Here is a 22,168-nt window from a genome sequence, read left to right as displayed (position 1 = left end):
CTGAGCCTCTACCGAGTCGTCCGCGAAGTGCAGTTACTCCTCGCGCTCTGGACCGGCGCCTGCCCCACCTGTCACCGCGGCATCCCCGACCCCGCACCAACCTGACCAAGCACTACTAGTCATCGACGAATTCTCCGAACTCCTCACAGCCAAGCCGGACTTCATCGAGATGTTCATCCAGATCGGCCGCATCGGCCGGTCCCTCGGCGTGCACCTGCTGCTCGCCTCGCAGCGCCTGGAGGAGGGCAAGCTCCGCGGCCTGGACACGTACCTCTCGTACCGCATCGGCCTGCGCACCTTCTCCGCCGCCGAGTCCCGCGCAGCCCTCGGCGTCCCCGACGCCTACCACCTGCCGTCCGTCCCCGGCTCCGGCTACCTGAAGTTCGGCACCGACGAGATGGTCCGCTTCAAGGCGGCGTACGTCTCCGGCTCCTACCGCAGCGGCGGTCCAGCAATCGCCGAGGGGCAGGCACCCATCGAGCGCCGCTCCGCGGTCTTCACGGCCACGCCGGTGCCCGCGACGTACGCCCCGCATGACCCTCGTACTCAGGCTGCTTACCAGGGCCCGGCCGAGGGAGGAGCCCTCACCCAGACGGTTCTCGACGTCATCGTGCGCCGCCTCGAAGGCCAGGGCCCGCCGGCCCACGAGGTCTGGCTCCCGCCTCTGGACCGCTCCGCGACGCTGGCCCAGCTGCTGCCGCCCCTCACCACGAACCCGGCGCGCGGTCACACGACCACGGACCCGCTGGTCACCGGTCAGCTCGCGGTTCCGCTCGGCCTTATCGACAAGCCCTTCGAGCAGCGACGCGCGGTGCTGTGGCAGGACTTCTCCGGCGCGTCCGGCCACATGCTGATCGTCGGTGGCCCGCAGTCCGGCAAGTCCACGCTCCTGCGCACCCTCATCTCGTCCTTCGCACTCACGCACAGCCCGCACGAAGTGCAGTTCTACGGGCTCGACTTCGGCGGCGGAGGTATGGCGGCCCTCGCAGACCTCCCGCACGTCGGCGGGATCGCCTCACGCCTTGACCCGGAACGCGTACGCCGTACGGTCGCCGAGGTAGCCGGCATTCTCAACCGCCGGGAGGAGTTCTTCCGCTCCAACAACATCGACTCCATGGCCACGTACCGCCGTAAGCGCGCGGCAGGCGAGCTCCCCGGAGAGCCCTGGGGCGATGTCTTCCTCCTTATCGATGGCTGGGGAGCATTCAAGAACGACTACGAGCTCCTCGAGGAGGTCGTGGGCGACCTGGCAGCCCGTGGACTCGGCTACGGCATCCACGTGGTGGCCACCGCCTCCCGCCACATGGAGATCCGCGCCGCGATCAAGGACCAGCTCCTAGGCCGCCTCGAACTCCGGCTCGGCGACACCATGGACTCCGAGTTCAACCGGAAGGTCGCCGCCAACGTCCCCGTCGGCATGCCCGGCCGCGGCCAGACTCCGGAGCACCTCCACTTCATGACCGCGCTGCCTTGCATCGACCAGGTGGAGGCAGGCGAGGACCTGGCCGAGGCCACGGCCCGCTTCGTCCAGACCGTCCGCGGAGCCTGGAACGGGCCGGCAGCTCCCACGGTCCGCCTCCTGCCCCGCAAGGTCCCGGCCGACCACCTCCCCAAGGGCTCCGAGTCGACGGACCAGGGCCTGGCGATCGGCTTGGACGAGACGAACCTCGCCCCGGTCTACGTCAACTTCGACACAGACCCCTTCTTCCTCGTCTTCGGCGAGAGCGAATCAGGCAAGACGGCTCTGCTGCGGCATCTCGTCCACAAGATCTCCGAGCGCTACACCCCGGACGAGGCGAAGATCGTGGTGGGTGACTACCGCCGCTCCCTCCTCGAAGTCGTCCCGCCCACACACCTCTTGGAGTACGCCCCGACGGCAAGCTCCCTCCAGATGCACATGAACGCTCTCGCCCAGCTGATGGCCCGCCGCCAGCCCCCGGACGACGTCACCCCCCAGCAGCTCCGCGACCGCAGTTGGTGGACCGGCGCCCAGCTCTTCGTCGTGGTCGACGACTACGAACTCGTCTCCACCCAGGCCGGCAACCCTCTCTCTGCCCTGGTCGACCACCTCCCCTTCGCCCGAGACACCGGAATCCGCTTCGTCATCGCCCGAAGCACCGCCGGCGCCTCCCGCTCGATGTACGAGCCCTTCATGCAACGCATCAAGGAACTCGGCGCCCAGGGCGTGGTGTTGTCCGGCGACCCGAACGAGGGCGACATCCTCGGCAACGTCAGGGCGAAGCCGATGCCACAGGGGCGCGGACACTTCGTCTCGCGGAAGCGGGGGGCACCGCTGGTGCAGTTGGGGTGGACTCCGGATCTGCGGTGACAGCCGTCAACCTGCTGATCTAGTTGGCCGCAATCCTCGCCATCGCGATCAGGGCGGTGGCCTCGCGGGCGCACGGGGTGCCGGGCTGGCAGTGCAGGAGGAGGCGCTCCAGCGGCATCGCGGCCAAGCAGCGGCCCTTACCTCGTCCAGGTCGCCCTCTTCTGCCAGTGCCCCCGTCGGGGCTCAAGACTGTGATCACCTGGTGCGACACTGGCGGACGGGCTCCTGGGAATCCCCAGCCTCCCTTGCTCACGGTGCCCCGCCAATCGGTGCAGAGGCCGAAGCCGCCTCGAGGAACTCGGCGTCCTGCCCCCACGCAGGCTGGGCAACAACCCGTAGATCGTCAACTGTTAGCGCCCCATCAGGAAATTGACGGGGCGCCAACAGGCTACGCGTGATCGCGTCCAGCGATGAGGGGTTCGTCCCTCTGAGCGGGGAAGGTGACAGCTGATGGCTTGGAATCCAGGCCAACCCAAGTGGCAAGCGAATCCCAGGCCAGACTGCACAATCTCTCTGAGCGTTCGCGAATGAAGTCTTCAGTCCATTCGTCTTCTCGCCTGGCGAGCGACGAGACGAACGGTAGGTGGCGCGACCTCTGAATGATCGCCTCCGCCCCATGTCCCAGAGAGATGCCCTCGCGAGCGGCCATCGACAAGGCGTTCTCTGCTTCTTCCATCGTTGCCGCGGAAAGCGCGCGGTACATCAAGCGCTTCAGTTCCCATGAGCGATCGCTGGCTGACGAGTTCTCGACCTTGGGAAGAAGCGTGAGATTACCCAGGACATGGACGGTCGCCGAGTCCTCGTAGATCTTGGGGTCCCACCCGTTAGCCGCCTGGTTCTGCGGCGCGATGTGTTCGATGGTTTCTGAGGCGGCGTCAGTCCATCGCTCCAGGCTCAGGGTGCTCAGAAGCCCCTTCCTGCCCTGGGTAATCAGACCAGGGTTGTATTCATCTGGAGCTGAGTCACTGGCAGCCGCCAGAAGTAGAAGTCGAGTAAGATGCTGTGAGCTTTTGTAGACCGGCGTAGCTGCAGCCTTGGCAACCCAACGCTCCTTTGTCTCAATTCCTTCGTTCTGAAGTTGTTGACGCAAGAAGCTCAGCAATTCAGCCACAGGTGGAACTTCGGTGAGCTGCTGACCCGAGCGAGGGAAGCGGGTGCCGCTCCTCTTGGCGTCGTATGCCATGAGTTTGCGATAGACATTGTCAATGCCATGCGTGCCTCCGAACGCCCCACGCCACAGCGCAAAGAAAGCGCCACAGGCCCGGACGGCGGTGAGGTACTCACGGGCTTGCCCGTCGATGTTGTCGCCTGAACTTAGTTGGTGTGCGGCGAAGTAGCGGGTGAGCGGGGCAACCACGATGTCGTGCTTGGCTTCACCTAGCACCTGAAGTGAGAGCACGGCCTGTTTGCGCAGATCGTCGTCTACATGCTCAGGCATACTTTCCGGGGAGACCCAGGGACCCGTTACGAAGCGAGTAACCTCAGCTAGCGCATGCAGGAAGGTTCGGCGCCCTTCCTGATCCGGTTCCTTGTCGAAGGCAGTTCGAAGGTACCGACGCTGTTCACTGAGACGCTTACTAAGCCGCTGACCGTCATGTAGCAGAGCGAAGGGGATCAAGATATTGCTCGTGGCGGTCTGTCGCTGGTCAGCCGACGATGAGCGGTCGAGGTATTTCTCGACAGTGTCGAAGTAGTTGTAGGATTCAGACCCGTTCCACTGAGAAAGACCTTCGTTCTGGATGGCCTTAGGCTTGAAAGTTTCGATCGCCGTGAGCGGCTGGCCCGTCGTGTTCAGAGCCTCGAACATGTCGAACCCGTAGTCTTCACGCTTTGCTGTAACTACCGCGACAGTCACGCGGTTCAGCAAGTAGTTAGCGAAGACGATCAAGCGGAGCAGTGAGCCGAATCGATCGTCATCGTTTGCGGCCTCGACCACAGATTCCGGGAACGGGCTATTGAAAAGCTCCTCTTGCAGCCTCTGAGACGCCCCGATGGTCCTGACCAGGAGAATCTCAGTCTCGTCCTCTCGTGAACGGCGCGCCGAAGATACGGCACTTCGAAGAGTCCTGCGGACGAAGCTGCGGGTGCTCTCCAGGCCCTTGTGGGCTTGAGAGTTAGCGTCCGTCGCCTCCCCTGTGGCGAAGGAGGTGTGTTTGTAGTCCTTTGTGGGTGATTGACTGCGAGCGTAGCGGCCATACTCGTGGAGGTAGTAGCCGATAGGGGAGTCATACTTCGCCCTGTTCGAATAGCGAGACCACACGTCGTGGTGGGAACGGACCATACGCGGGTAGTAGCGAAAGTCTTCATCGCCATACCGCATGTCCTCTTCGAAGGTATCCGTCAATCGACTTGTAACATCAATGGCTTGGTTGTAGCACCAGTCTCTCGCTTCACCACCGCTACTGGGAAGCTTGTTGGCGCGGACGCTGATCTCCTCGTGGAGCACAGTGGTCAGCAGGAGCAATGTGGTGAGCCTCTGCTGCCCGTCAATGATCGTCATGACCTTCGGCGGCACCATGGGGCGGTCGATCGGCTCCACCGTCGTGTACTGGAGATCCCGGAGGGCGATCACCGTTCCAAGAAAGCAGATGGAATCCGGGAACTCGGTGATCTGTTCAAGGCCGTGAGCTACGTCGGCGATGAGGCGTTTAACCTTCGCAGTTTCCCAGCTATACGCCCGCTGGTACGGAGGGATGTACAGCCCCTGACCCGTTTCGCTGAGAAACTCCGCCACCGCCCTCGGTGCTGCATCGAAGATCTCTCGCGTTTCCATCCATGATCTCCCGTGTTCGTGAACGGCTACGCCGCGCGCTCATGGAGCTACCGCAGCACCTTGACAGTCCGTCGGGGACGGTGATGGGCGGAATGACGTCGCCTCTTAACCCTGCGTCCGTGCCCGGCCTGTGCGGCATCACGAGCCCCCCGATCCTCGACTGGAACCCACCCCCCTCCGCCGGCAAGACCCCAAGTCATGACCATTGGATGTGTGTAGGTCGCAACACTCGATCAAGCGTAGACCGAGCCACTGACAGCCGAGGGTCGCTCTGGCGAATCTGTATGCATGCCAAGGCGGTTGCATGGCTGGAAATGGGTGGCGGAGCGAATCCGCACCGGTGCGGACAGTGGCTGAAAAGTGCGGTTCAGGCATGCCTGCCTCAAGGGGAGCGCGTGTCCGATAGGATCTCCGAGCGCTCCTGGTGGAACTTGAGCTACCGCCGAAGAGAGTCCCCAGGAGCTAGACGGGGAGCGAAACGCGGCAGGTGGGGCATCCATGACAGCAGATACGCACAACGAGCAGCCGGTGTACCTCGACTACAACGCGACCGCTCCGGTGCGTCCGGAGGCGCTCCAAGCTACCTATGATGCCCTCAGCTCTGTGGGTAATGCTTCCAGCGCCCACTATCACGGTGGCGATGCTGCGGGCAGGGTGGATCGGGCTCGTCGACAGGCCGCCTCGCTCCTGAACTGTTCCCCTGGAGAGCTGATCTTCACCTCCGGCGCCACCGAGGCCAACAACCTTGCGCTGCAGGCCGGTTATGCCGGACGGGGCGGTATTGTCACCTCCAGGGTGGAGCACCCGGCCGTCCTAGAGGCGGCGCGCGCCCTTGCCGCGAACACGCCGGAATCGCTCATGATCTTGCCGGTCGACGGGCAGGGACAGGTCCCCCAAGACGCCTTCAGGGCTGCTGTTGAGCAGAGCGGCGCGGTGCTCGTCTCCATCATGTTGGCAAACAATGAAACCGGAGTGATCGCTGATCTCGGCCCGATCACCGATGCTGCACACGCAGCTGGCGCGCTGGTTCACACGGACGCGACGCAGTATGTGGGACGGCTTCCCCTGGACCTGGATGCCCTCGACGTCGATCTGCTGTCGCTGTCTGCCCATAAGTTTGGTGGCCCGCAAGGGGTCGGCGCGCTCTACATTCGGCGCGGCACGCCCCTTCCGCAACGCCCGCTGGTCTTCGGCGGCGGACAGGAGCGTGGCTGGCGCGCGGGCACGCTCAACGTCCCGGGAATTGCCGGGCTGGGCGCCGCCGCGGAGGCCGTTCATCGAGACCTAACTGACGAGGTCCCACGCATCAGCAAGCTGCGCGACCTGCTAGAGGGCGAGATCCTCACGAGGATTCCCGGAAGCTACGTGAATGGTGCCGGCTCCCCGCGACTGCCCGGTGTCACGAGCGTCACCTTCCCTAGTGCCCCCGCGGACGCGCTCCTCGCTTCCATGCCTGACGTGGCTGCATCCGATGGCAGTGCTTGCGCTGCCGGGGCACCTACACCAAGTCACGTCCTGCTGGCCATGGGGCTTAGCCGAGAGGCCGCCGATTCCACCATCCGTTTCTCGCTGGGATATGCCACAACGGAGCATGAGATTCGTCGGGTCATCGATGCCACCGTGCGTGCTGTCACCCACGTGCAGACAGTTCTGGGGACCACTACCCGTCCTTGATCACCGTCCTAACACTTCGCACTCATTCCCTGAACTGAAGGGTTCGACCGCAATGCCAGAAGGCCGCCTCTCCTCCGACATCGTCGGATTGAAATTCAACAGGCATGAGAGCTTCCCTCCACGCTTCGGCTGGCTTCACAAGGCGTATCTGCAGGTCAGGCGAGATGAGATGCTCTTCCATGCTCCGGACGCGCTGGTGCGCCTGGGAGTGGGTAAGAACATGGTCTACTCCATGCGCTACTGGTCGCAGGCGTTCAAGCTCACCCACGAGTACCGCTACGAAAACAAGAAACAAGCACACGCGGCCATCCCGACATGGCGTGCTCGGTGGTTGCTTGACGAGGAAGGTGCCGACCCCTACCTCGAGGACACCGGCAGTCTGTGGTTGTTGCACTGGTGGCTTGTTTCGGGAGACAACGAAGCCAAGTGCCTCGCCCCGAGCTGGTACGTGATGTTCCACCTCGCGCCGCTGGCTCGCGTCACGGTCGAGGAGATGACCACCTTCATCACACGCGAAGTGCACAACAGCTTCGATCGCGAGAAGTGGCCGGCACCCGAGTCGATCAGCCGGGACGTCGAGTGCTTCATCAAGATGTACGCACCGGATCCTGATGCAAACCCGCTCTCCCCGGGCAGCTTCGAGGACTCTCTCCTCTGCCCCTTCCGTGAGCTCGGACTTCTGGAGTTCCAGGGCGGCCGCGGCAAGGAGCGTACGTATCGATTCACCAGTGGTATCCGCCCTAGCCTGCCGCCGCGTGTCCTCGTTCACGCCTGTCTCGATTACGCGGCCCGTTTCAGTCGCAAGCCAGACTCCATCTCGCTGGCCCGCCTCGCCAGCGAACCCGGCGCCCCCGGCCGCGCGTTCCACATGCGTGAGCCGGAGCTTGCCAGGTCGATTGAAGCCTTCGTCGAGAACCACCCCCAGTTGGAGATCGTCGAGTCGCTCGGGCAGCGGAGCCTGCGCTTTGCGGACAACCCGGAGACCCTCGCCTGGGACATTCTCGACGAGCAGTACGGCCGTGTTCGTGAGGGCGAAGGTTTCCCAACTCCCGAGGAGTGGGCGCGGCAGAATCCCGGCCTGAAGAAGACAACGGACGACGACGCTGACGCCGCTCAGGGCCAGATCCCCCAGCAGCCCGAGATGAACGAGGAGCTCGCGTGACCACGGCCACCAAGCCATCTTCCCGAACGAAGGGGAAGGAGGCGGCTGTCCAGATTCCCTCCGGGATCAGCTTCGTCGGTACGGAGTTTCGTTCCACCAACCTGGAACGCGACGTCCGAGCCCAGGACCTCCACTCCCCATACGTCGGTGTACGTGCTCTCGACGTTCTCGATCGTGTCGGTAACGCCCTGGGCGATCTCAAGCGCACTCGCGCCTGGTCCTTCACCGGCCCTTACGGCTCTGGCAAGTCGACCCTCTCGAACTTGATCGACGCCCTCCTTGGCCACGACACCGAGCGCAGAACCCGAGCTTACGAGGCAGTCGCTGCGACCAACGCCGCTCTGGCCCAGGAGATCGCCGAGAACCGTCAGACGCTCGCAGCAGAGGGTTTCCTGGGGGCTGTCACCACTGCTCGTCGAGAGCCGCTGTCAGTCACCATCCACCGCGCCCTGCAGACAGCGGTGGAGCGTAAGTGGAAGAAGCGCGTCCCGAAGGACGTCGCCGCTGTCATGGCGGCCTGCGGTGAGACGGCCGTACCGACGACTGACGCCCTGCTGAACGCGGTCACCACGCTGTGCGGCAAGGCGCCGCTCCTGCTGATCATCGACGAGTTCGGCAAGACGCTGGAGTATTTGGTCTCCAGCGGCGAGAGCAGCCGCGCCGAGAGCGACGTCTTCCTGCTGCAGCTGCTTGCGGAGAAGGGCGCCGGCGCAAAGGGGCTGCCGCTCTTCGTGTTCACTCTGCAGCACCTGGCTTTCACGGACTACGCCTCGCGATCCAGTTCCGTCCAGACCCAGGAATGGGCCAAGATCCAAGGGCGCTTCGAAGACGTCACCTTTGCCCCCAACCTTGGCGACGCGGTGTACCTCCTTCAGCGAAAGCTGGCGCACTCCGCGGTGCCGGAGCAGGGGCGCAAGCTGGTCGAGGCACAGGCGCAGGCGGCCTTTGGCATCTGGCGCAAGCAGTCGCTGCACTCGGTCGTCGATATCTCGGCCGAGTCGTTTGCCAACCTGTACCCGCTGCACCCGCTCACCGCCGTGGCGGCCCCCCTCATGGCTGCGCAGATCGGCCAGAACGACCGGAGCCTCAGCGGCTTCCTCGTCAACGACGAGCCTTTCACCGTGCGGCGCACTCTCGACACCTGCGCGGACGAGGCACCGAAGCGCGCTTCTACAATCCGGATCCCGCAGCTGTACGACTTCTTCTTCTCTGCAGGGCGTACCACGATCCTCGCCTCCTCCAAGTCGAGTCGGTGGCTGGAGATCAACGCCCGCCTTGAAGAAGCCCACGGGCTTCCTGAAGCCGATCAGGACCTGCTCAAGGCGATCGGTGTCCTCAACCTCATCGACGCCGACGGACTGCTGCGCGCTACGCCGGCAATGATCCAGTTCGCGCTGAACGACCCGACCGACGCCACCGACGCCAAGCGTTTCGACCAGCTGAAGAAGCGGCTCGACAAGCTGGTGGAGGACGGGCTCGTCGTACACCGGTCGTACAGCGACGAGTACCGGATCTGGCAGGGCACCGACGTCGACATCGACGCCCGAGTACGTGAGATCGCCACACAGCTGCAACCCGATGACGTAGTGCGCTACTTCAACAGGCACCTCGGGACGAACGTCCTCCCGAACGCAGTTGCAGCGGGCGCGCACAGCCAGCTCACCGGTATGCAGCGGCACTTCGTGACCGCCGTCAGCCACCAGACCGAGAAGCTGCGTGGCCCCAAGGTCGTGCAGGACGCAGCCGACGGGATGCTCGTCTTCCACTTCGGCGACCTGAAGAGCACTCCCCGGGTCGACTCACCGCTGCCGGTCGTCGTCGGCCTGACGAAGAACCCCCAGGCCGTGTTGGACGTCGGTAACACCCTCGTGGCGCTCCAAGACCTCATGAGCGATGAAGAACTGGACCACGTCGCCCGACGGGAGATCAGCGAACGGGCCAGTGAGTTCTCCCAGCGCATCACCGCCATGCTCGCCGAGGCATTCCGACCGGGAAGCGATGAATCGAGCTGGTACCTGTGGGAGAGCGGCGAGGACACCGACGGCGACGCCGCCCAGCAGCTCAAGGCTCGGAGCTACGCGGGACTCGTATCCGAAGCGTGCAATGTGGTCTACCACCAGACCCCGCACGTAAGGAACGAGATGGTGGGCCGCCACCAGCTCACCAGTAACGCTGCGCGTACGCGTCGCGAAGTCCTCACGTCGATGATCGAGAAGACCGGGCTACCACTACTTGGGTGGCCTGATGACAAGTTCCCTGCAGAGCGTGCTCTGTACGAAGGTGTCGTTGAGCACCTCGGACTGCACCGTGCCGCGGGTGAGGTCAGTGGCGGTCAGAACTCTGAAGGCAGCATCCACACACACGGGATGTCCCGCCCGAGCGCCGCAACGAACGAGAGCGTCATGCCCGTATGGGAAGCTCTCGAACAGGCGTTGAGCGATGCCACAGAACCGACCAACATCGTAGAGATCTACGAGCGGCTGATGGCTCCTCCGTACGGTGTGAAGGCTGGCGTCGTGCCGATCCTGGTCGTCGCGGCGCTCGTCTTGCGCGGAAACGACGTAGCTGTCTTCGAGGAAGGCAACTACTGCCCCCGCCTCACGGCCGCCATCGTGGAGCGCCTCAATGTTCCGTACCCGGAGCGGTTCACCGTTAAGGCGACTCCTGCCGACCGGGGTCAGCGGCGTCTTGTCCTCGACGGTCTGGTGAAGTCACTCGACGTTGACATTCCTCGAAGCAGGGCGAATCGAAACCCGGCACTACTCGCAGTCACTCGCGGGATGCTGGAACGAGTGATGGTCCTGGACCAGTACTCGCGGAAGACCCGTCGGCTCAGTGACGACACCCTCGTGATCCGTAAGGTGCTGTCAGAAGCGACCGACCCGGATCGGCTGGTCTTCGAAGAGCTTCCCGAGGCACTCGGTTTCGAGAAGATCACCCCAAGCACGCGGAAGGACTCCGAGGCAGCGGAGGCATACGTCCTACGCCTCACTGCTGCGCTCAACGAACTCACGGACGCCAGCGCGAACTTGTGCCAGCACGTAGTGGAGACGTTGGCCCAGGAGTTTCGACTCCCCGCATCGAGCATCGGTGAACTGCGGGCCGGTCTCGCCGAGCGCATGCGCGGCTTCGCCGACGCCTCCCTCGAAGTCAGTCTCCACGGCTTCGTGACCCGCGTGCTCAACGAAATGCTTCCCGACGACGACTGGCTCGGGACAGTCGTCGTCCAACTAGTCAACCAGGCCCTCGGCGACTGGACCGACCGTGACGTGGATGTCTTCCCCCGCGTCGTACGAGACAGGGCGCGCGCGCTGGACCGCGTGAGCCACCTGTACAACGCCGTGGAAGAGGAGCCGATCGCCGAGGCCGTCAAGGAAGTCGGCAAGCGCAGCAAGCCGAAGCAGCGCCAGATCGACACTCATCTGCTGACCCTCACTACCCCCCGGGGAACGGAAGAGCGCACGCTCATCCACGTCCCGAAGAAGTCGCGGAATGCCGCGGACAAACTCGTTGTCAGTGTCATCAGGCAAGCTGAAGAAGCACTGGGCCCCGACGGCGCACGCATCCTGCTTGCCGCCCTGGCCGAGCACCTGTCCGGGCAGGACAGCGACGCATCCGAGAAGGAGGAGCAGCTGTGACAGACGCCGACGGCTCCAACAGCACGAAGCGCCACGTACTCGGGATCTCGGGGGGCAAGGACTCCTCGTCCCTCGCGATCTACATGCGAGACCGAGTGCCGGAGATGGAGTACTTCTTCTGTGACACGGGCGCCGAGCTGCCGGAGACGTACGAGTACCTCAACCGCCTCGAAGGCGCTCTCGGCAAGCCCATCGAGCGTCTCAACGCCTCTCGCGACTTCGATCACTGGCTTGAGGTGTACCAGGGGACGCTGCCCAGCCCTCAAATGCGCTGGTGCACGAAGAACTTGAAGATCAAGCCACTTGAGGAGTGGATCGGCGACGACGAAGCCATCTCGTACGTGGCGATCCGGGCGGACGAGAACCGGCTCGGCTACGTCAGCACCAAGCCGAACATCACGGCGGTCTTCCCCTTCCGCGAGGACGGGATCGATCGCGCAGGGGTGGACCGCATCCTCGACGAGGCCGGCATCGGCCTCCCCGGGTATTACGAGTGGCGTACGCGCTCCGGCTGCTACTTCTGCTTTTTCCAGCGCAAGCACGAGTGGGTTGGCCTCAAGGACCGGCATCCGGAGCTCTTCGAGAAGGCCATAGCCTACGAGAACAAGGTCAAGCACCAAGACACCGCCATGCAGGGCCGCAAGTACACCTGGTCGCAGGGGGAATCCCTCGACGAGTTGATCGAGCGGCGCGAGGAGATCGAATCCAAGCATCAGGCGGCACTTGAGCGTGCGGCTAAGCGGCAAAAGCCGAACCGTCCATTGCTGGAGATCCTGTCTAACGCTCTGGACGATGACGACGACGATGCCGCCTGCGCGGTTTGCCACCTCTGATCGGCACCGTCGGTACAGCGCTACCCAGTTCACTCGTAGGACTGGATGGGCGCGGTGCAATTGATCTCAGCAATCACGTACGGGCTGCAGCACAACGGCTGCAGCCCGTACCTCTCACGAGACATTGGAGAGATGTAGGACGCAGGTCGGTAGCCTGCGTGTCATGGGTGCTGATGTGCCTCCTGCCGAGGACAGCCACAGCCGGGCCAGGGGAACCGCGGGGTACGCGGAGACCGCCGATGCTCTGACTGTCCAGTACGAGGGCGTCACCTTCGACGATGTCCACTGCAACGTGCTGCAGTTCGTTCCTACTGAGCCCGCCCGCATCCTGGATGTGGGCGCAGGTACTGGGCGCGATGCCGCCGCGCTGGCGGCCCGTGGACACAGCGTCGTGGCTGTCGAGCCGACCGCAGAGCTTCGAGCGCATGGGCAGCGTCTTCACGCGGGCAGTGGGATTGACTGGGTCGACGATGTCCTTCCAAACCTGGCTCTCCGTCGGCACTCGGGACGATTCGACGCCATCTTCGCGACTGCGGTGTGGATGCATCTGGATACCGAGGAACGTCAACGTGCGATGGCCAGGATCGCCGCGCTGCTAGTGCAAGGCGGCCACTTCTTCGTGAATCTGCGTCACGGCCCTGTGCCGGATGGCCGCGTGATGTTCAACGTGTCCGCTTCTGAGACAGCTGAGTTGGGCCGCGCGCATGGGCTGCAGACGGTCTACCACGACGAGACTTCTGATCTTCACGGACGTGACGGCGTCCGGTGGAGCTGTCTGGTCCTGCGGGCGAAAAACTCCAACAACTCGCCGGACTGAGTGCGGACTCCTGATGCCTGCGCTCAGCGGGCCTGTCGCCGCTGCAGCATCAGTGGGACGGTCGACTCGGCGGCGCCCGCCTCGGCAGCCCCCAGTTCGGCAATCTGCCGCTCTAGAGCTCGAACATTCTCCGCGTTGTTGACGGTAGCCACCCCCTGCACGGTAACGGTCAGGGGATCGGCGACAAGGGATGCTCGTCGCTCACGGAGTACTTCCAGGGCGACGTCGCGAACTTCGTGAAGCCGTGCATAGCGCGCCTCGAGGTCCTGTCGGTTCACTTCTCCGAGTTCGGAGCGAAGGTAGGCGAAGTCATCGTCACTGAGGTGCAAGCTGAGGCCGCCTTCACGGAGTGGTGGGCGAGCGGCAGAGAAGCCGCTCGCCCACAGAGGTCAGGTAGTTGATCTGGAACGCCGTGTTGTACGGGATGGTGGCGCCTCCGATTCGGCTGGGTCTGCTGCCTCGCTCTTCGCCGTCTCAGCCGGTGCGGGGGCTACGTACTGGCCCGAGACGTCCGCGCTCCAGGCGGACGGGTGAGTGATCTGATCCGCCACGGCGGGGTCCGAGACTACGGTTCCGGCTTTGAGTGCGACCGTGTCCTGCGTCGTCGGATCCGTGACGAAGACCGTCTCCGCCAGACGCCGGGCAGCAGGGGATTTCGATGCGGCTTCGCCCATGTCACAGCACCTTCGCCGTGACATGGATGTCCGGTACGTACAGCACGGGCATCGCGACCGCGGCGCCCTTCGTCCAGACCTGGACCGGGTCGTCCTGGTGGCCGCTGGTGATGACGATGCCTGGCGCGTCTTCGCGGATGATGGCCGGGTTGGCTCCCGAGGACAGGACCAGGGACTCGGCCGTGACTCCGTACTGCGTCTCTGCCCAGGACTCGGGGTTCGGTGGAATCAGAATCCAGCGGTCCTCCGGGATGACGCGCTGGTACGCGTCATCGACGGAGACTTGGACGTCGTAGACGGTGATCGGGGGCAGGTTGTAGCGGGCGCGGACGACCTCGACCTCGTTCGGGGCGAGGACCGCGGTGGGGGTGGTAGAGCCGTTGACGCTGCCGTAGTACGCGGCCCGGTAGGCGTCGTTCGCTGCGAGGACCGCCCGGGCCTTGTACGACGTGATGACGCGGGCTGGGAGCGGGGCGCCGATCGAGCGTAGGTACTCGATCCAGCGCAGCTCGTCGGCGATGGGGTCGCTCGTCGGGTCGGACCAGGGTTTGGCTGCTGTGGGCTTGTTGGCGGTCGGGACTCCGAAGTCGGCCTCCAGGTTGAGGCCGTTCTCGCCGTTGAGGGTGAAGACGCCGTCGACGAGGAGGTCGCCGGCGGCCAGTTCCATGCGGTTGTGGATGGATTCGACGTGGCGCTCGATGTCGTCGTAGAGCAGCTCGACGAACTCGCTCGCGTCGGCGCCGCGGGAGGTGTCGAGGAGGATCTGCTCTAGCTCCCCGACGATCAGCTTCTGGCCGAGTGGGGGCAGCATGCCCTCGGTGATAATGCGCTCGGCCTGGCGGCGGGCGACGGCGGTCTGGGCGTCGTACGCACGGAACTTGGCCGCGTTCACGCGCCGCTTGCTGCTCTTGATGCGGAACTTGACGGAGTTCAGGCGCCGTTCGGGCATGACCGTTCGGGTCAGCTCAAAGTCGTCGGGTGTGGTGATGGTGCGGGCGAAGGCGTTGATGTCGGTGGCGTCGATGTCGCGTAGCAGCGTGTCGAGCATGGTGGGGTGTCCGCTCTTTCCCTCACACGAAGTGGATCTGGGCGGTGGACTGGGAGATCGTCGTCGGGTCGAGGCCGCACGGGATCTGCGCGGCCGCGACGACGCCGTGCCAGTGCAGCGAGCCGGCCGCGCGGCGGGACCCGGGGGCGAAGTACACCTCGGTGAGCAGAACGCCAGCGAAGACCTCGCGGCCGTCGCACGCCTCCGGATCCCAAGGGCCGTACAGACCGGTCGCCTTGACGCGGCCGAGTGGGATGCCGGAGATGAAGCACGAGCGGGGCTGGGTCTCGTGGCCGGGGCTGTAGTGCTCGCCTGCGTTGAACAGCGCGATGTCCAGGGTGATGCTCAGGGCGGCGTTGAGGCCGTGGCGGGAGACCAGCCAGGGGCGGTCGGCGGTGACGTGCTCGCGGGTGGTCGTCGGCTGAAGGTCCATGAGAGGGCGGTCCTTACGGGAGATCCGGTACGTGGGCGCGGTGGGGCATCACGAGGTGGTGCCGTCGTCCGTGATCTCGAAGCTGCGGGCACGGTCCCTGCTGCGGCCGATCGGTGATCGGTCAGGTGCTGGCGGTCAGGTGGCCTCGACGGCGCGCCATGTCCAGGCCGGCCGTTCCGGGGCGGGGCGGGGTCCTGCCCGAGCGAGCGGGTACGCCGCCGTCGGGGCTCCCTGATGGCAGTAGCGCGGGGAGCTGTTGGCCGAAGAGTTCCGGGCGGCGCGTCTTGAGCTTCTCCGCGGCCTTGCGGAGGGCTGCGTCGTCGGCTTCCTCGTCTGTCGTACGCGTCAGGAGGGTCGCCGCGTCCTCCAGTTCCGTTCCCGCGGCGCCGAGGCCGACGAGGACCGCGCGACGCGCGGCGTCCCGCTCCCGTGCGACCGCTTCTGCTTCCCGCTCGCCGGCCTGCTGTTCGCGGGCGGCGAGTTCCTGTTCACGGCGGTCCAGGTCGGAGAGCCTCGACTGTTCGGCGTCGCGCTGGGCACGTACGAAGTCGTCCAGCGCCCGCGCGGAGTCGAAGCCAAGCTGGGCGAGCAGGTCGCGGACACCGGCGCGGCGGCCCTGGTCCTTCTCCCGGGTGAAGCGGCGGGAGAGCTCGTCCTGGGAGAACGTGACCTGGCCCGTCACCACCGGTGCCGCGGGCGGTGCAGAGGTATCGCGCTGGAGCTGCTCCCCATCGGGATCGTCATCGGAGGCGCCCAGGATCGGCAGGATCGGGCGGCCGTCACGGCGGAATCCCAAGGGGGCGAGGGGAAGCGGCGGCCGTGGATACCGGGTGGTGCGCGCGTTCATGGGCGTCCTTCTCCTTGCCCAGCCGCCCCCGCGCCGGCGCAGTCTAATCCCAAGTACCGCACGGCTGTTCAAGCCGTCAGGGCATCAGGTGTCTGCTCCGCGCTTTCGTTCTCCTCATCATCGTTTCGTTCGCCCGTGCCTTCAGCCTCGGCTGCGTTCAGCATCGCTGCTTCCCTGGCTGCGGCGGAGGTCTTCTCGGCGTTGATGCGCTCCAGTTCCCGTGCGGCGTCCTGGATGGGGAAACCCGAGTCCGCGAGCATCCGTACGCCCGTCTCTTGGGACAGCACTCCCGCCTGTACGCCACGGACCACCAGGTCCAGCGTCCCAGCCTGATCGCTGGGCAGGTACGAGCCGAACGTCACCTCGGCGCGCGGGTTCTCGCCCGCGGGCAGCACCCCGCCCGCCTGGTAGAGGCGCAGCACCATCTTCAGGAGCAGCGGGTACTTGGCAGCGCGGGCCAGGCGCATGGAGCGCACCATCGCGTTGAGCGGGCCGAAGCTCAACTGCATCGCATAGCCGGACGGCACCTGCGCGGGATCGACAGTGCCGAGCACGCTGCCCGGAAGCCGGGTGATCACCGACAGGCGGTCCCGCAGGACCTCCACGTACGCACGCATCTCGGCCAGCTGCGCGGAGGTGTCGAGGGTGGTGAGCTGGCCGCTCTCCCCCAAGGGCCACACCATGCCCGGCTCCACCCGCACCGGCAGCGGCTGACCGCTCTTGCGATCGACCGCGAGCCGCGCACCCGACAGACCGATGATGGGCGAGCCGGTCGTCGCCGCCGCTCGCTGGCTGTCCGTGTCCGCGGCACCGAGGTCATCGAGGAGCTGAGCTGCGGCCATCAGGCTGGACTGGCCGAAGTGTTCCGGCCCGCTGATCGTGTTCGGTACATGGACGATCGGGATGAAGTCCAGTTGCAGGTCGAGGCGGTTGAGCAGGTCTCCGTCCGCGTTCGTACGGAACCGGGCGTGCTTGAGGGACAGGGCGTCCGCCCCTTCGCCTCGGTTGACGTGTTTCAAGTCCCACTCGGCGTCGGTCAGATAGCAGGTGCGCGTGCTCGGCTGTGTCGACCACGGGTAGCGGCGTGTGGCGGTGCCGTCCTGGGAGATGGCTCCGAGCTCGTAGGTCACCCGTCGCATAGTGGCGCCGCGTCCCGTTGCCGGGTCGGCGGGTACTTCCCAGGCCAGGTGGACCCGCTCCGGGTACGTGTCGGCGTCTATGGCTCCGTCCGGCAGTACGGGGAAGTAGAAGCCGGGGTCGATGGTCTTCAGCACCGGCCGGCCTTCCGCGCGGGACCAGGAAAGCAGGTAGACCGTGTCACCGAGGAGAACCGCGGTGCGCTCCGCGTGCTGTATGCGCAGCCAAAGATGCTCGGACTCCGCCCACTGGCGCAGCAACGTTTCACGCGTTCCCGCTGCCCCGCCGTCCTCCGGCCCTGTGTCGGTGTCCTCGTCTTGGTCCTGGTCCACCGTCTCCGGGATCACGATCTTCTGGGACTCCCCCAGCAGGTGGGCCAGCGTCTGGTTCACGATCAGCGAGGGATCGCCGTACTCGCGGCGGTCCACTCCGTCGTCGCCGAGCAGGGCGGCGGCCTGGTTGGTGTTGTATGCCGCCAGCACCGTGTAGGCGGCGAGGCGTCGGCGATCCGCTTCAGGAATCCAGGACGCTCCGGCATGGCCGGGGAGCCGTCCACTGCGGCCGCTCGCCGCCTGCTCGAACGCGGGCTTGTACGAGAGGGCTCCCCAGGCATCGATGATCAGGTTCCGCCAACGAGTCAACACCCAGCTCCGTTCAGGTCAGGAGGAGGGCGGAGTCTAAGTCTGCCTGCGGGGACGGCTGTTACGCCGGGGTGTAGCGGAGCGCGGCGCTATCGGTCACTGGCTGTCGATCCTTCAATGAACCAGAGACAACGCCCGCTTGGGGGCGTCAGATGTCGGCTCGCCGCCGACGCCTTCGGCCGTGGACGTCAGGTCGAAGAGCATCTTGTTCATCTCGTTCAGGCTGATGCCGACCTCGGAGGCCACGGTGGTGGGGCTGACCCCTGTGGCCCATAGGCTCTGAAAGACCTTGGTCAGGACTTGCGACGTCTCCCGCTTCTTCATTCCCTGGGGTTCGTCAGTGCGGTAACCACGCTTACTCAGCTCTGCGCACACCGACCGGTACTGCCAGTCGGTGAGCAGGTTCAGGTCGTGCATCCGATACGTCAGGGCCATGGCGGAGACCTTCCAGATCCGCTTGGCCTTGAGGATCTGATCGACGTGCGCTCCTGCGGGCATGTGCCCGAGGACGCTGGACTGGGGCATGAGGAAGGCGCTGGCGAATGCGTTCGCCTGCCGCTCTGCTTCGGGGCCTGTGCAGTGGTGGTCAGTGCCGTGCATGACCAGGTGGCCGAGTTCGTGCGCTGCGTCGAAGCGGCCGCGCTCCGGCGACTTCAGCATGTTCAGGAAGACGAAGGGTGTGGTTCCGCGCCATACGGCGTAGGCGTCGACCTCCGCGTAGTCCGGCGCGAGCGAGAAGACGCGCACGCCGTGGGCTTCGAGGAGGTGGACCATGTTCGGAGCGGCGGCGCAGCCGAGGCCCCAGCGGGTGCGGAGCATCTCGGCAGCGGTCTCCGGATCGGGCTTGCCGAGCGAGGGAAGGTCGGGGTTCGGGAGCCGGAAGCGCCGGTTGATCCATTCGTACAGTTCCGCCGCCAGAGTGCCGGCGGCACGAGCCGCCTCCAAGGTGCGCGGTGGTGTCTTGGTCCGTGCCCGCCAGGAGATTCCCTCTGCGGGCAACTCGTCGATCTCCGGTCCTCTGAAGAAGTCCTCGGGGAAATCCAGGGCGGCAGCCAGACGCTCGACGGTGGCAGGCCGCGGGGTGGTGCGGCCGGTCTCGTAGTTCGACAGGCTCTGCAGGGACACTCTCGCCTGCTGGGACAGCTCCGCAAGCGTCAACCCCCGGCGCTTTCTAGCCAGCGTGATACGGGATGGGGTCACCATGGTGAGCTGCCTCAGTGTTCGGTGGTGCACGGTGCGGTACCGGGTGCGTCCGGTACCGCACATCGTTGGGTGTCAGCGGAAATCGACCTGGATGTCGATCTCTTCGACCCCATCATCGTCCGGCAGTTCGATTCCGTCCATCTCGATGGCGGGCAACGGGATCCGCCGCTGCCAGTCCACGACGAAGCCGCCCTTCACCTGGCCCGGCAGCGACAGCTCGCTATGGATCCGTACCGCGTCACCCACCTCAGCGCGATACGACACCAGAAACCAGGTCTGCAGCGACGCCGACTCGTCTTCGCCGAGCAACGCCTCGTCGGCCCCAGTGGGGCGGGCGAACAGCTCGAGCTGCGTGTTCTGCTCCGCTGCACGCTCAGTCGCGGCTCCCCGGCGATGGAGGTTCGTGGCGTGCAGCCGCGGGTTACCCGTGGCCGCGTCGCCGACCATCACACCGATCGCCAGGTTGTGGTCGGGGTTGCAGACCAGTTCCAGGTGGTCGTGGATGAGGCGCTGCCAGCCCTCGTGACGGATGTGCTCCTCCCGGATGACGCGCACGTGTTCCTGATAGGCGCGGGTTCCTGCGGTGTTCGAGGGGTGGTTGGGTGCTGCCGTTCGCCGTGCGGCCTCGCCGGCGTGGAGGGCCGGGAGAAGGTATTCGAGCTTGGTGCCGAGCGAGGCGAGCTGCGCGTGGACGCCATCGTCATCGAGGTGGGGCGCAGCGAGGGGCAGGACCATGGAACCTCCGGAGTAGGTCGACCGCAACGATCTTATAAGAACGGTACCGCATGTGCGGGGTCAAATTTATAAGTAACCCTCGTGTGGCGCGGCACGTCCGGGCGCCCTGGGATTACCGCACCCGCTCCGAGCAGCCTGTCACCGACGCCCGTTGAGCCGCTCGTCCGACGGACGCGACGGCACACCAGGCACCGAGGCGTCCAGGAACAGATCCGTCAGCGCCCACACCGCCGAGTCCAACAGGTCCGGCGACTTCTCCTCGTGCTCACTCGCGCCGACGTACGTCGTCATCTGCTCCTCAAGTGCCGCAAGCGAACGGGGCGTTCCGACGTGGCTGATGCGGGACTGTTCGTAGAGCATCGCGACGGGAGCGGCACGGGCCCGCTTGTCGCGGGTGGCGCGGACGACGCGGCTGGGCACCGTCGGGTCGACTTCCGCGAGGAGCGCAGGGAGGTACTCGCCGCCGTTGTTCGCTTCGATGACGACGCAGTCGGCCTGGTGCTCGTGGTAGAGCGCGGCGGCCCGGCGCATCGCGGCGGTGGGGGTGTAGCGGTCCTGTTCGGCATGGAGGACGTAGCCGCGAGGGCGGCGGTCGCCGTACATCTGCTCCAGGGGGTAGGAGCGGCCAGCCACCGTGAAGGCTGTGAAGTCCGCGCTGTCGGTGGTCGTGACGGCGGGGTCGACGGCGACCACCAGGCGGTCCAGAGGCGGGACCGCAGGGCGGGCGATGCGGAAGCCCTCGACCTCGAACATCCACTGCTTCCACAAAGCGCCTTCGACGTCTTCGAGGAGTACGCCGTCGAGTTCCTGGCGGCCCAGGCGGGTGCCGCCGTACTCGGAGTCGAGTTCGGCGAGCGCGGCCGCGGAGAGGTTGGCGCGGTTGTCCTCCGTGCGGCCGGTGGTCAGGACGACGCTGCGGCGGCCGATGGCCGACTGGCCGCGCTCGACGAGGCGCTTGACGTGCGGGAGGGGCTTGGGCGTGGTGGATACGATCACCTGCGGGGATGGGGCCTCGCGCAGGCAGAACCACAGCATGTCGTACACGGATTGGGCGGTGTGCCGGTTCCAGGCCGCGTACTCGTCGAGCCAGCCCTTGTCGAAGGCGAAGCCGCGGAGGTTGTCGGGGGTCTCCGCGCCGAAGCCGTAGATCGCCGAGCCGTTCTTCAGGCGGAGGGTGGTCAGGCCGTTGCCGGGGCTGTAGCGGCGGATGTCCTCGGGCGGGATGATCGCCAGGAGCCCGGACTTGGGGGACTCGAAGCAAATCTCCTTGACCAAGGTGGCGTTCTTCGCGACCACCGCGATCATCGTGCCCGGCTTCCCAGCCCATTCCCGCACCGCCTCAGCGGCGGTCCGGGTCTTTCCCCAACCGCGGCCCGCCAGGGTCAGCCAGGCGGCCCAGCCTCCCTCGGGCAGACGCTGCACAGCGCGGGCATGGTGGTGGAGCCAGCCCTCGTGCGGCAGACCGTCACAGTCGGGGCGGTCGCAGGCCCAGCGCCGTGCCGATGCCGAGTCGGCCTCGATCAGGGCCGTGATCTCGGCGTGGAGCTGGGCGTCCGACATCCGGGCCGGGTCCGGACCCTGTACGGACTCGGGCGGGATACTCACCGTGTCCCACCATCCACGGCGGTGATCCGGGCCTCGAGTTCACGGCGCAGCTGCTCCATGCGCGCCCGACGCTCCTCATCGCTCAGACCGGTCACGTCCGCCACGTCGACGGCAGCGGGGCCGACGGCGGCAGCCTCGGCGAGGTCGATGCCGTACGCCTGACGCTCGATGCGTACGGTGACCTCCAGCCAGCGGATCACATCGGCAGGGCTGAGCCGGGCCGGGTCCAACTGCTGGAGCTGAGCGACGAGTTTGGCCTGCGCGGCCGAGGCGAGGCGGGCGTGGCGGCGGGCGACCTCGCGGGCAGCTTGCTGGCGTTCACCGCGCCAGAGCCGGTCCTGCTCACGGTCCCATGCCTCGGCACGTACCACCCACTGGTGTGCGGTGGACCAGCGCTCAATGAGCGTGCGGGCCTTGTGAAGGGTGGCGGCGACTTTGCTGATGCTGCGGGACAAGCCGAGGTCGCGGTAGCAGGCAAACGCCTCCCATGCAGCGGCCGACTCACCCGGCTGCCGTTCCCATGCCTCGGGGCGCTCTGCCATCCCTGCGCTGCTCCTGTCTCCGGCCGCGTCGCCCTCCAAGATCGAGGCTATCGGCGGCTACGCAGGGGGCTGTTCAC

General features: G+C 65.8%; 15 protein-coding genes and 1 pseudogene. 6 read left to right on the top strand and 10 right to left on the bottom strand.

What is annotated here, in order from left to right:
* Nucleotides 1-109 precede the first annotated feature (109 nt).
* Nucleotides 110-2,329, top strand: a pseudogene (gene eccCb / locus RCO28_RS30325) (type VII secretion protein EccCb); the annotation flags it as partial.
* Between the two features lie 388 nt (nt 2,330-2,717).
* Here the strand turns inward: eccCb and RCO28_RS30320 are convergent.
* Complete coding sequence (locus RCO28_RS30320) at nt 2,718-5,102, bottom strand: DUF262 domain-containing HNH endonuclease family protein (RefSeq protein ID WP_308944493.1); 2,385 nt, start codon at nt 5,100-5,102, stop codon at nt 2,718-2,720.
* A gap of 498 nt (nt 5,103-5,600) precedes the next feature.
* Here RCO28_RS30320 and RCO28_RS30315 point away from each other — a divergent pair, with 498 nt between their 5' ends.
* From RCO28_RS30315 to RCO28_RS30295, 5 genes are all read left to right on the top strand, one after another.
* Nucleotides 5,601-6,776: a cysteine desulfurase family protein gene (locus RCO28_RS30315; protein ID WP_308944492.1), complete on the top strand. Its 1,176-nt coding sequence runs from the start codon at nt 5,601-5,603 to the stop codon at nt 6,774-6,776.
* Nucleotides 6,777-6,828: 52 nt separating this feature from the next.
* On the top strand, nt 6,829-7,938 hold the full coding sequence (locus RCO28_RS30310; protein ID WP_308944491.1) for a DUF4007 family protein: 1,110 nt from the start codon (nt 6,829-6,831) through the stop codon (nt 7,936-7,938).
* Nucleotides 7,935-11,576, top strand: coding sequence for an ATP-binding protein (locus RCO28_RS30305; protein ID WP_308944490.1), 3,642 nt, complete (start codon nt 7,935-7,937; stop codon nt 11,574-11,576). Before RCO28_RS30310 ends, RCO28_RS30305 begins: the two co-directional genes overlap by 4 nt.
* A complete protein-coding gene (locus RCO28_RS30300) occupies nt 11,573-12,409 on the top strand; it encodes a phosphoadenosine phosphosulfate reductase family protein (RefSeq protein WP_308944489.1) in 837 nt (278 codons plus the stop codon). Before RCO28_RS30305 ends, RCO28_RS30300 begins: the two co-directional genes overlap by 4 nt.
* Before the next feature lie 163 nt (nt 12,410-12,572).
* Nucleotides 12,573-13,226 carry a class I SAM-dependent methyltransferase gene (locus RCO28_RS30295; RefSeq protein WP_308944488.1) on the top strand — a complete coding sequence of 218 codons (654 nt, stop codon included), beginning with the start codon at nt 12,573-12,575 and terminating at the stop codon, nt 13,224-13,226.
* 23 nt (nt 13,227-13,249) lie between these two features.
* Here RCO28_RS30295 and RCO28_RS30290 read toward each other — a convergent pair whose 3' ends face one another.
* From RCO28_RS30290 to RCO28_RS30250, 9 genes are all read right to left on the bottom strand, one after another.
* On the bottom strand, nt 13,250-13,555 hold the full coding sequence (locus RCO28_RS30290) for a hypothetical protein (RefSeq protein WP_308944487.1): 306 nt from the start codon (nt 13,553-13,555) through the stop codon (nt 13,250-13,252).
* Between the two features lie 346 nt (nt 13,556-13,901).
* Nucleotides 13,902-14,948: a major capsid protein gene (locus RCO28_RS30285; protein ID WP_308944486.1), complete on the bottom strand. Its 1,047-nt coding sequence runs from the start codon at nt 14,946-14,948 to the stop codon at nt 13,902-13,904.
* 22 nt (nt 14,949-14,970) lie between these two features.
* On the bottom strand, nt 14,971-15,381 hold the full coding sequence (locus tag RCO28_RS30280; protein WP_308944485.1) for a head decoration protein: 411 nt from the start codon (nt 15,379-15,381) through the stop codon (nt 14,971-14,973).
* A 121-nt stretch (nt 15,382-15,502) separates the two neighbouring features.
* A complete protein-coding gene (locus RCO28_RS30275) occupies nt 15,503-16,228 on the bottom strand; it encodes a hypothetical protein (protein WP_308944484.1) in 726 nt (241 codons plus the stop codon).
* A 68-nt stretch (nt 16,229-16,296) separates the two neighbouring features.
* Nucleotides 16,297-18,006 (bottom strand): hypothetical protein, encoded by a 1,710-nt coding sequence (locus RCO28_RS30270; RefSeq protein WP_308944483.1) that lies wholly within the window; start codon nt 18,004-18,006, stop codon nt 16,297-16,299.
* 114 nt (nt 18,007-18,120) lie between these two features.
* Nucleotides 18,121-19,209, bottom strand: a complete 1,089-nt coding sequence (locus RCO28_RS30265) for an XRE family transcriptional regulator (protein WP_308944482.1) — start codon at nt 19,207-19,209, stop codon at nt 18,121-18,123.
* A gap of 72 nt (nt 19,210-19,281) precedes the next feature.
* Nucleotides 19,282-19,944 (bottom strand): hypothetical protein, encoded by a 663-nt coding sequence (locus tag RCO28_RS30260; protein WP_308944481.1) that lies wholly within the window; start codon nt 19,942-19,944, stop codon nt 19,282-19,284.
* Between the two features lie 138 nt (nt 19,945-20,082).
* On the bottom strand, nt 20,083-21,549 hold the full coding sequence (locus RCO28_RS30255; RefSeq protein WP_308944480.1) for a terminase large subunit domain-containing protein: 1,467 nt from the start codon (nt 21,547-21,549) through the stop codon (nt 20,083-20,085).
* Complete coding sequence (locus RCO28_RS30250; protein ID WP_308944479.1) at nt 21,546-22,091, bottom strand: hypothetical protein; 546 nt, start codon at nt 22,089-22,091, stop codon at nt 21,546-21,548. Before RCO28_RS30250 ends, RCO28_RS30255 begins: the two co-directional genes overlap by 4 nt.
* Nucleotides 22,092-22,168 lie beyond the last annotated feature (77 nt).

This window comes from Streptomyces sp. LHD-70 (assembly GCF_031157275.1).
GTDB lineage: Bacteria > Actinomycetota > Actinomycetes > Streptomycetales > Streptomycetaceae > Streptomyces.
This window is presented reverse-complemented; position numbering and strand designations above follow the sequence as displayed.

Bases quoted from the DNA above. Each gene is read 5' to 3' on its own strand.
- RCO28_RS30320 (WP_308944493.1), bottom strand. From the start codon at position 5,102: ATGGAAACGCGAGAGATCTTCGATGCAGCACCGAGGGCGGTGGCGGAG.
- RCO28_RS30315 (WP_308944492.1), top strand. From the start codon at position 5,601: ATGACAGCAGATACGCACAACGAGCAGCCGGTGTACCTCGACTACAAC.
- RCO28_RS30310 (WP_308944491.1), top strand. From the start codon at position 6,829: ATGCCAGAAGGCCGCCTCTCCTCCGACATCGTCGGATTGAAATTCAAC.
- RCO28_RS30295 (WP_308944488.1), top strand. From the start codon at position 12,573: ATGGGTGCTGATGTGCCTCCTGCCGAGGACAGCCACAGCCGGGCCAGG.
- RCO28_RS30285 (WP_308944486.1), bottom strand. From the start codon at position 14,948: ATGCTCGACACGCTGCTACGCGACATCGACGCCACCGACATCAACGCC.
- RCO28_RS30280 (WP_308944485.1), bottom strand. From the start codon at position 15,381: ATGGACCTTCAGCCGACGACCACCCGCGAGCACGTCACCGCCGACCGC.
- RCO28_RS30275 (WP_308944484.1), bottom strand. From the start codon at position 16,228: ATGAACGCGCGCACCACCCGGTATCCACGGCCGCCGCTTCCCCTCGCC.
- RCO28_RS30265 (WP_308944482.1), bottom strand. From the start codon at position 19,209: ATGGTGACCCCATCCCGTATCACGCTGGCTAGAAAGCGCCGGGGGTTG.
- RCO28_RS30260 (WP_308944481.1), bottom strand. From the start codon at position 19,944: ATGGTCCTGCCCCTCGCTGCGCCCCACCTCGATGACGATGGCGTCCAC.
- RCO28_RS30250 (WP_308944479.1), bottom strand. From the start codon at position 22,091: ATGGCAGAGCGCCCCGAGGCATGGGAACGGCAGCCGGGTGAGTCGGCC.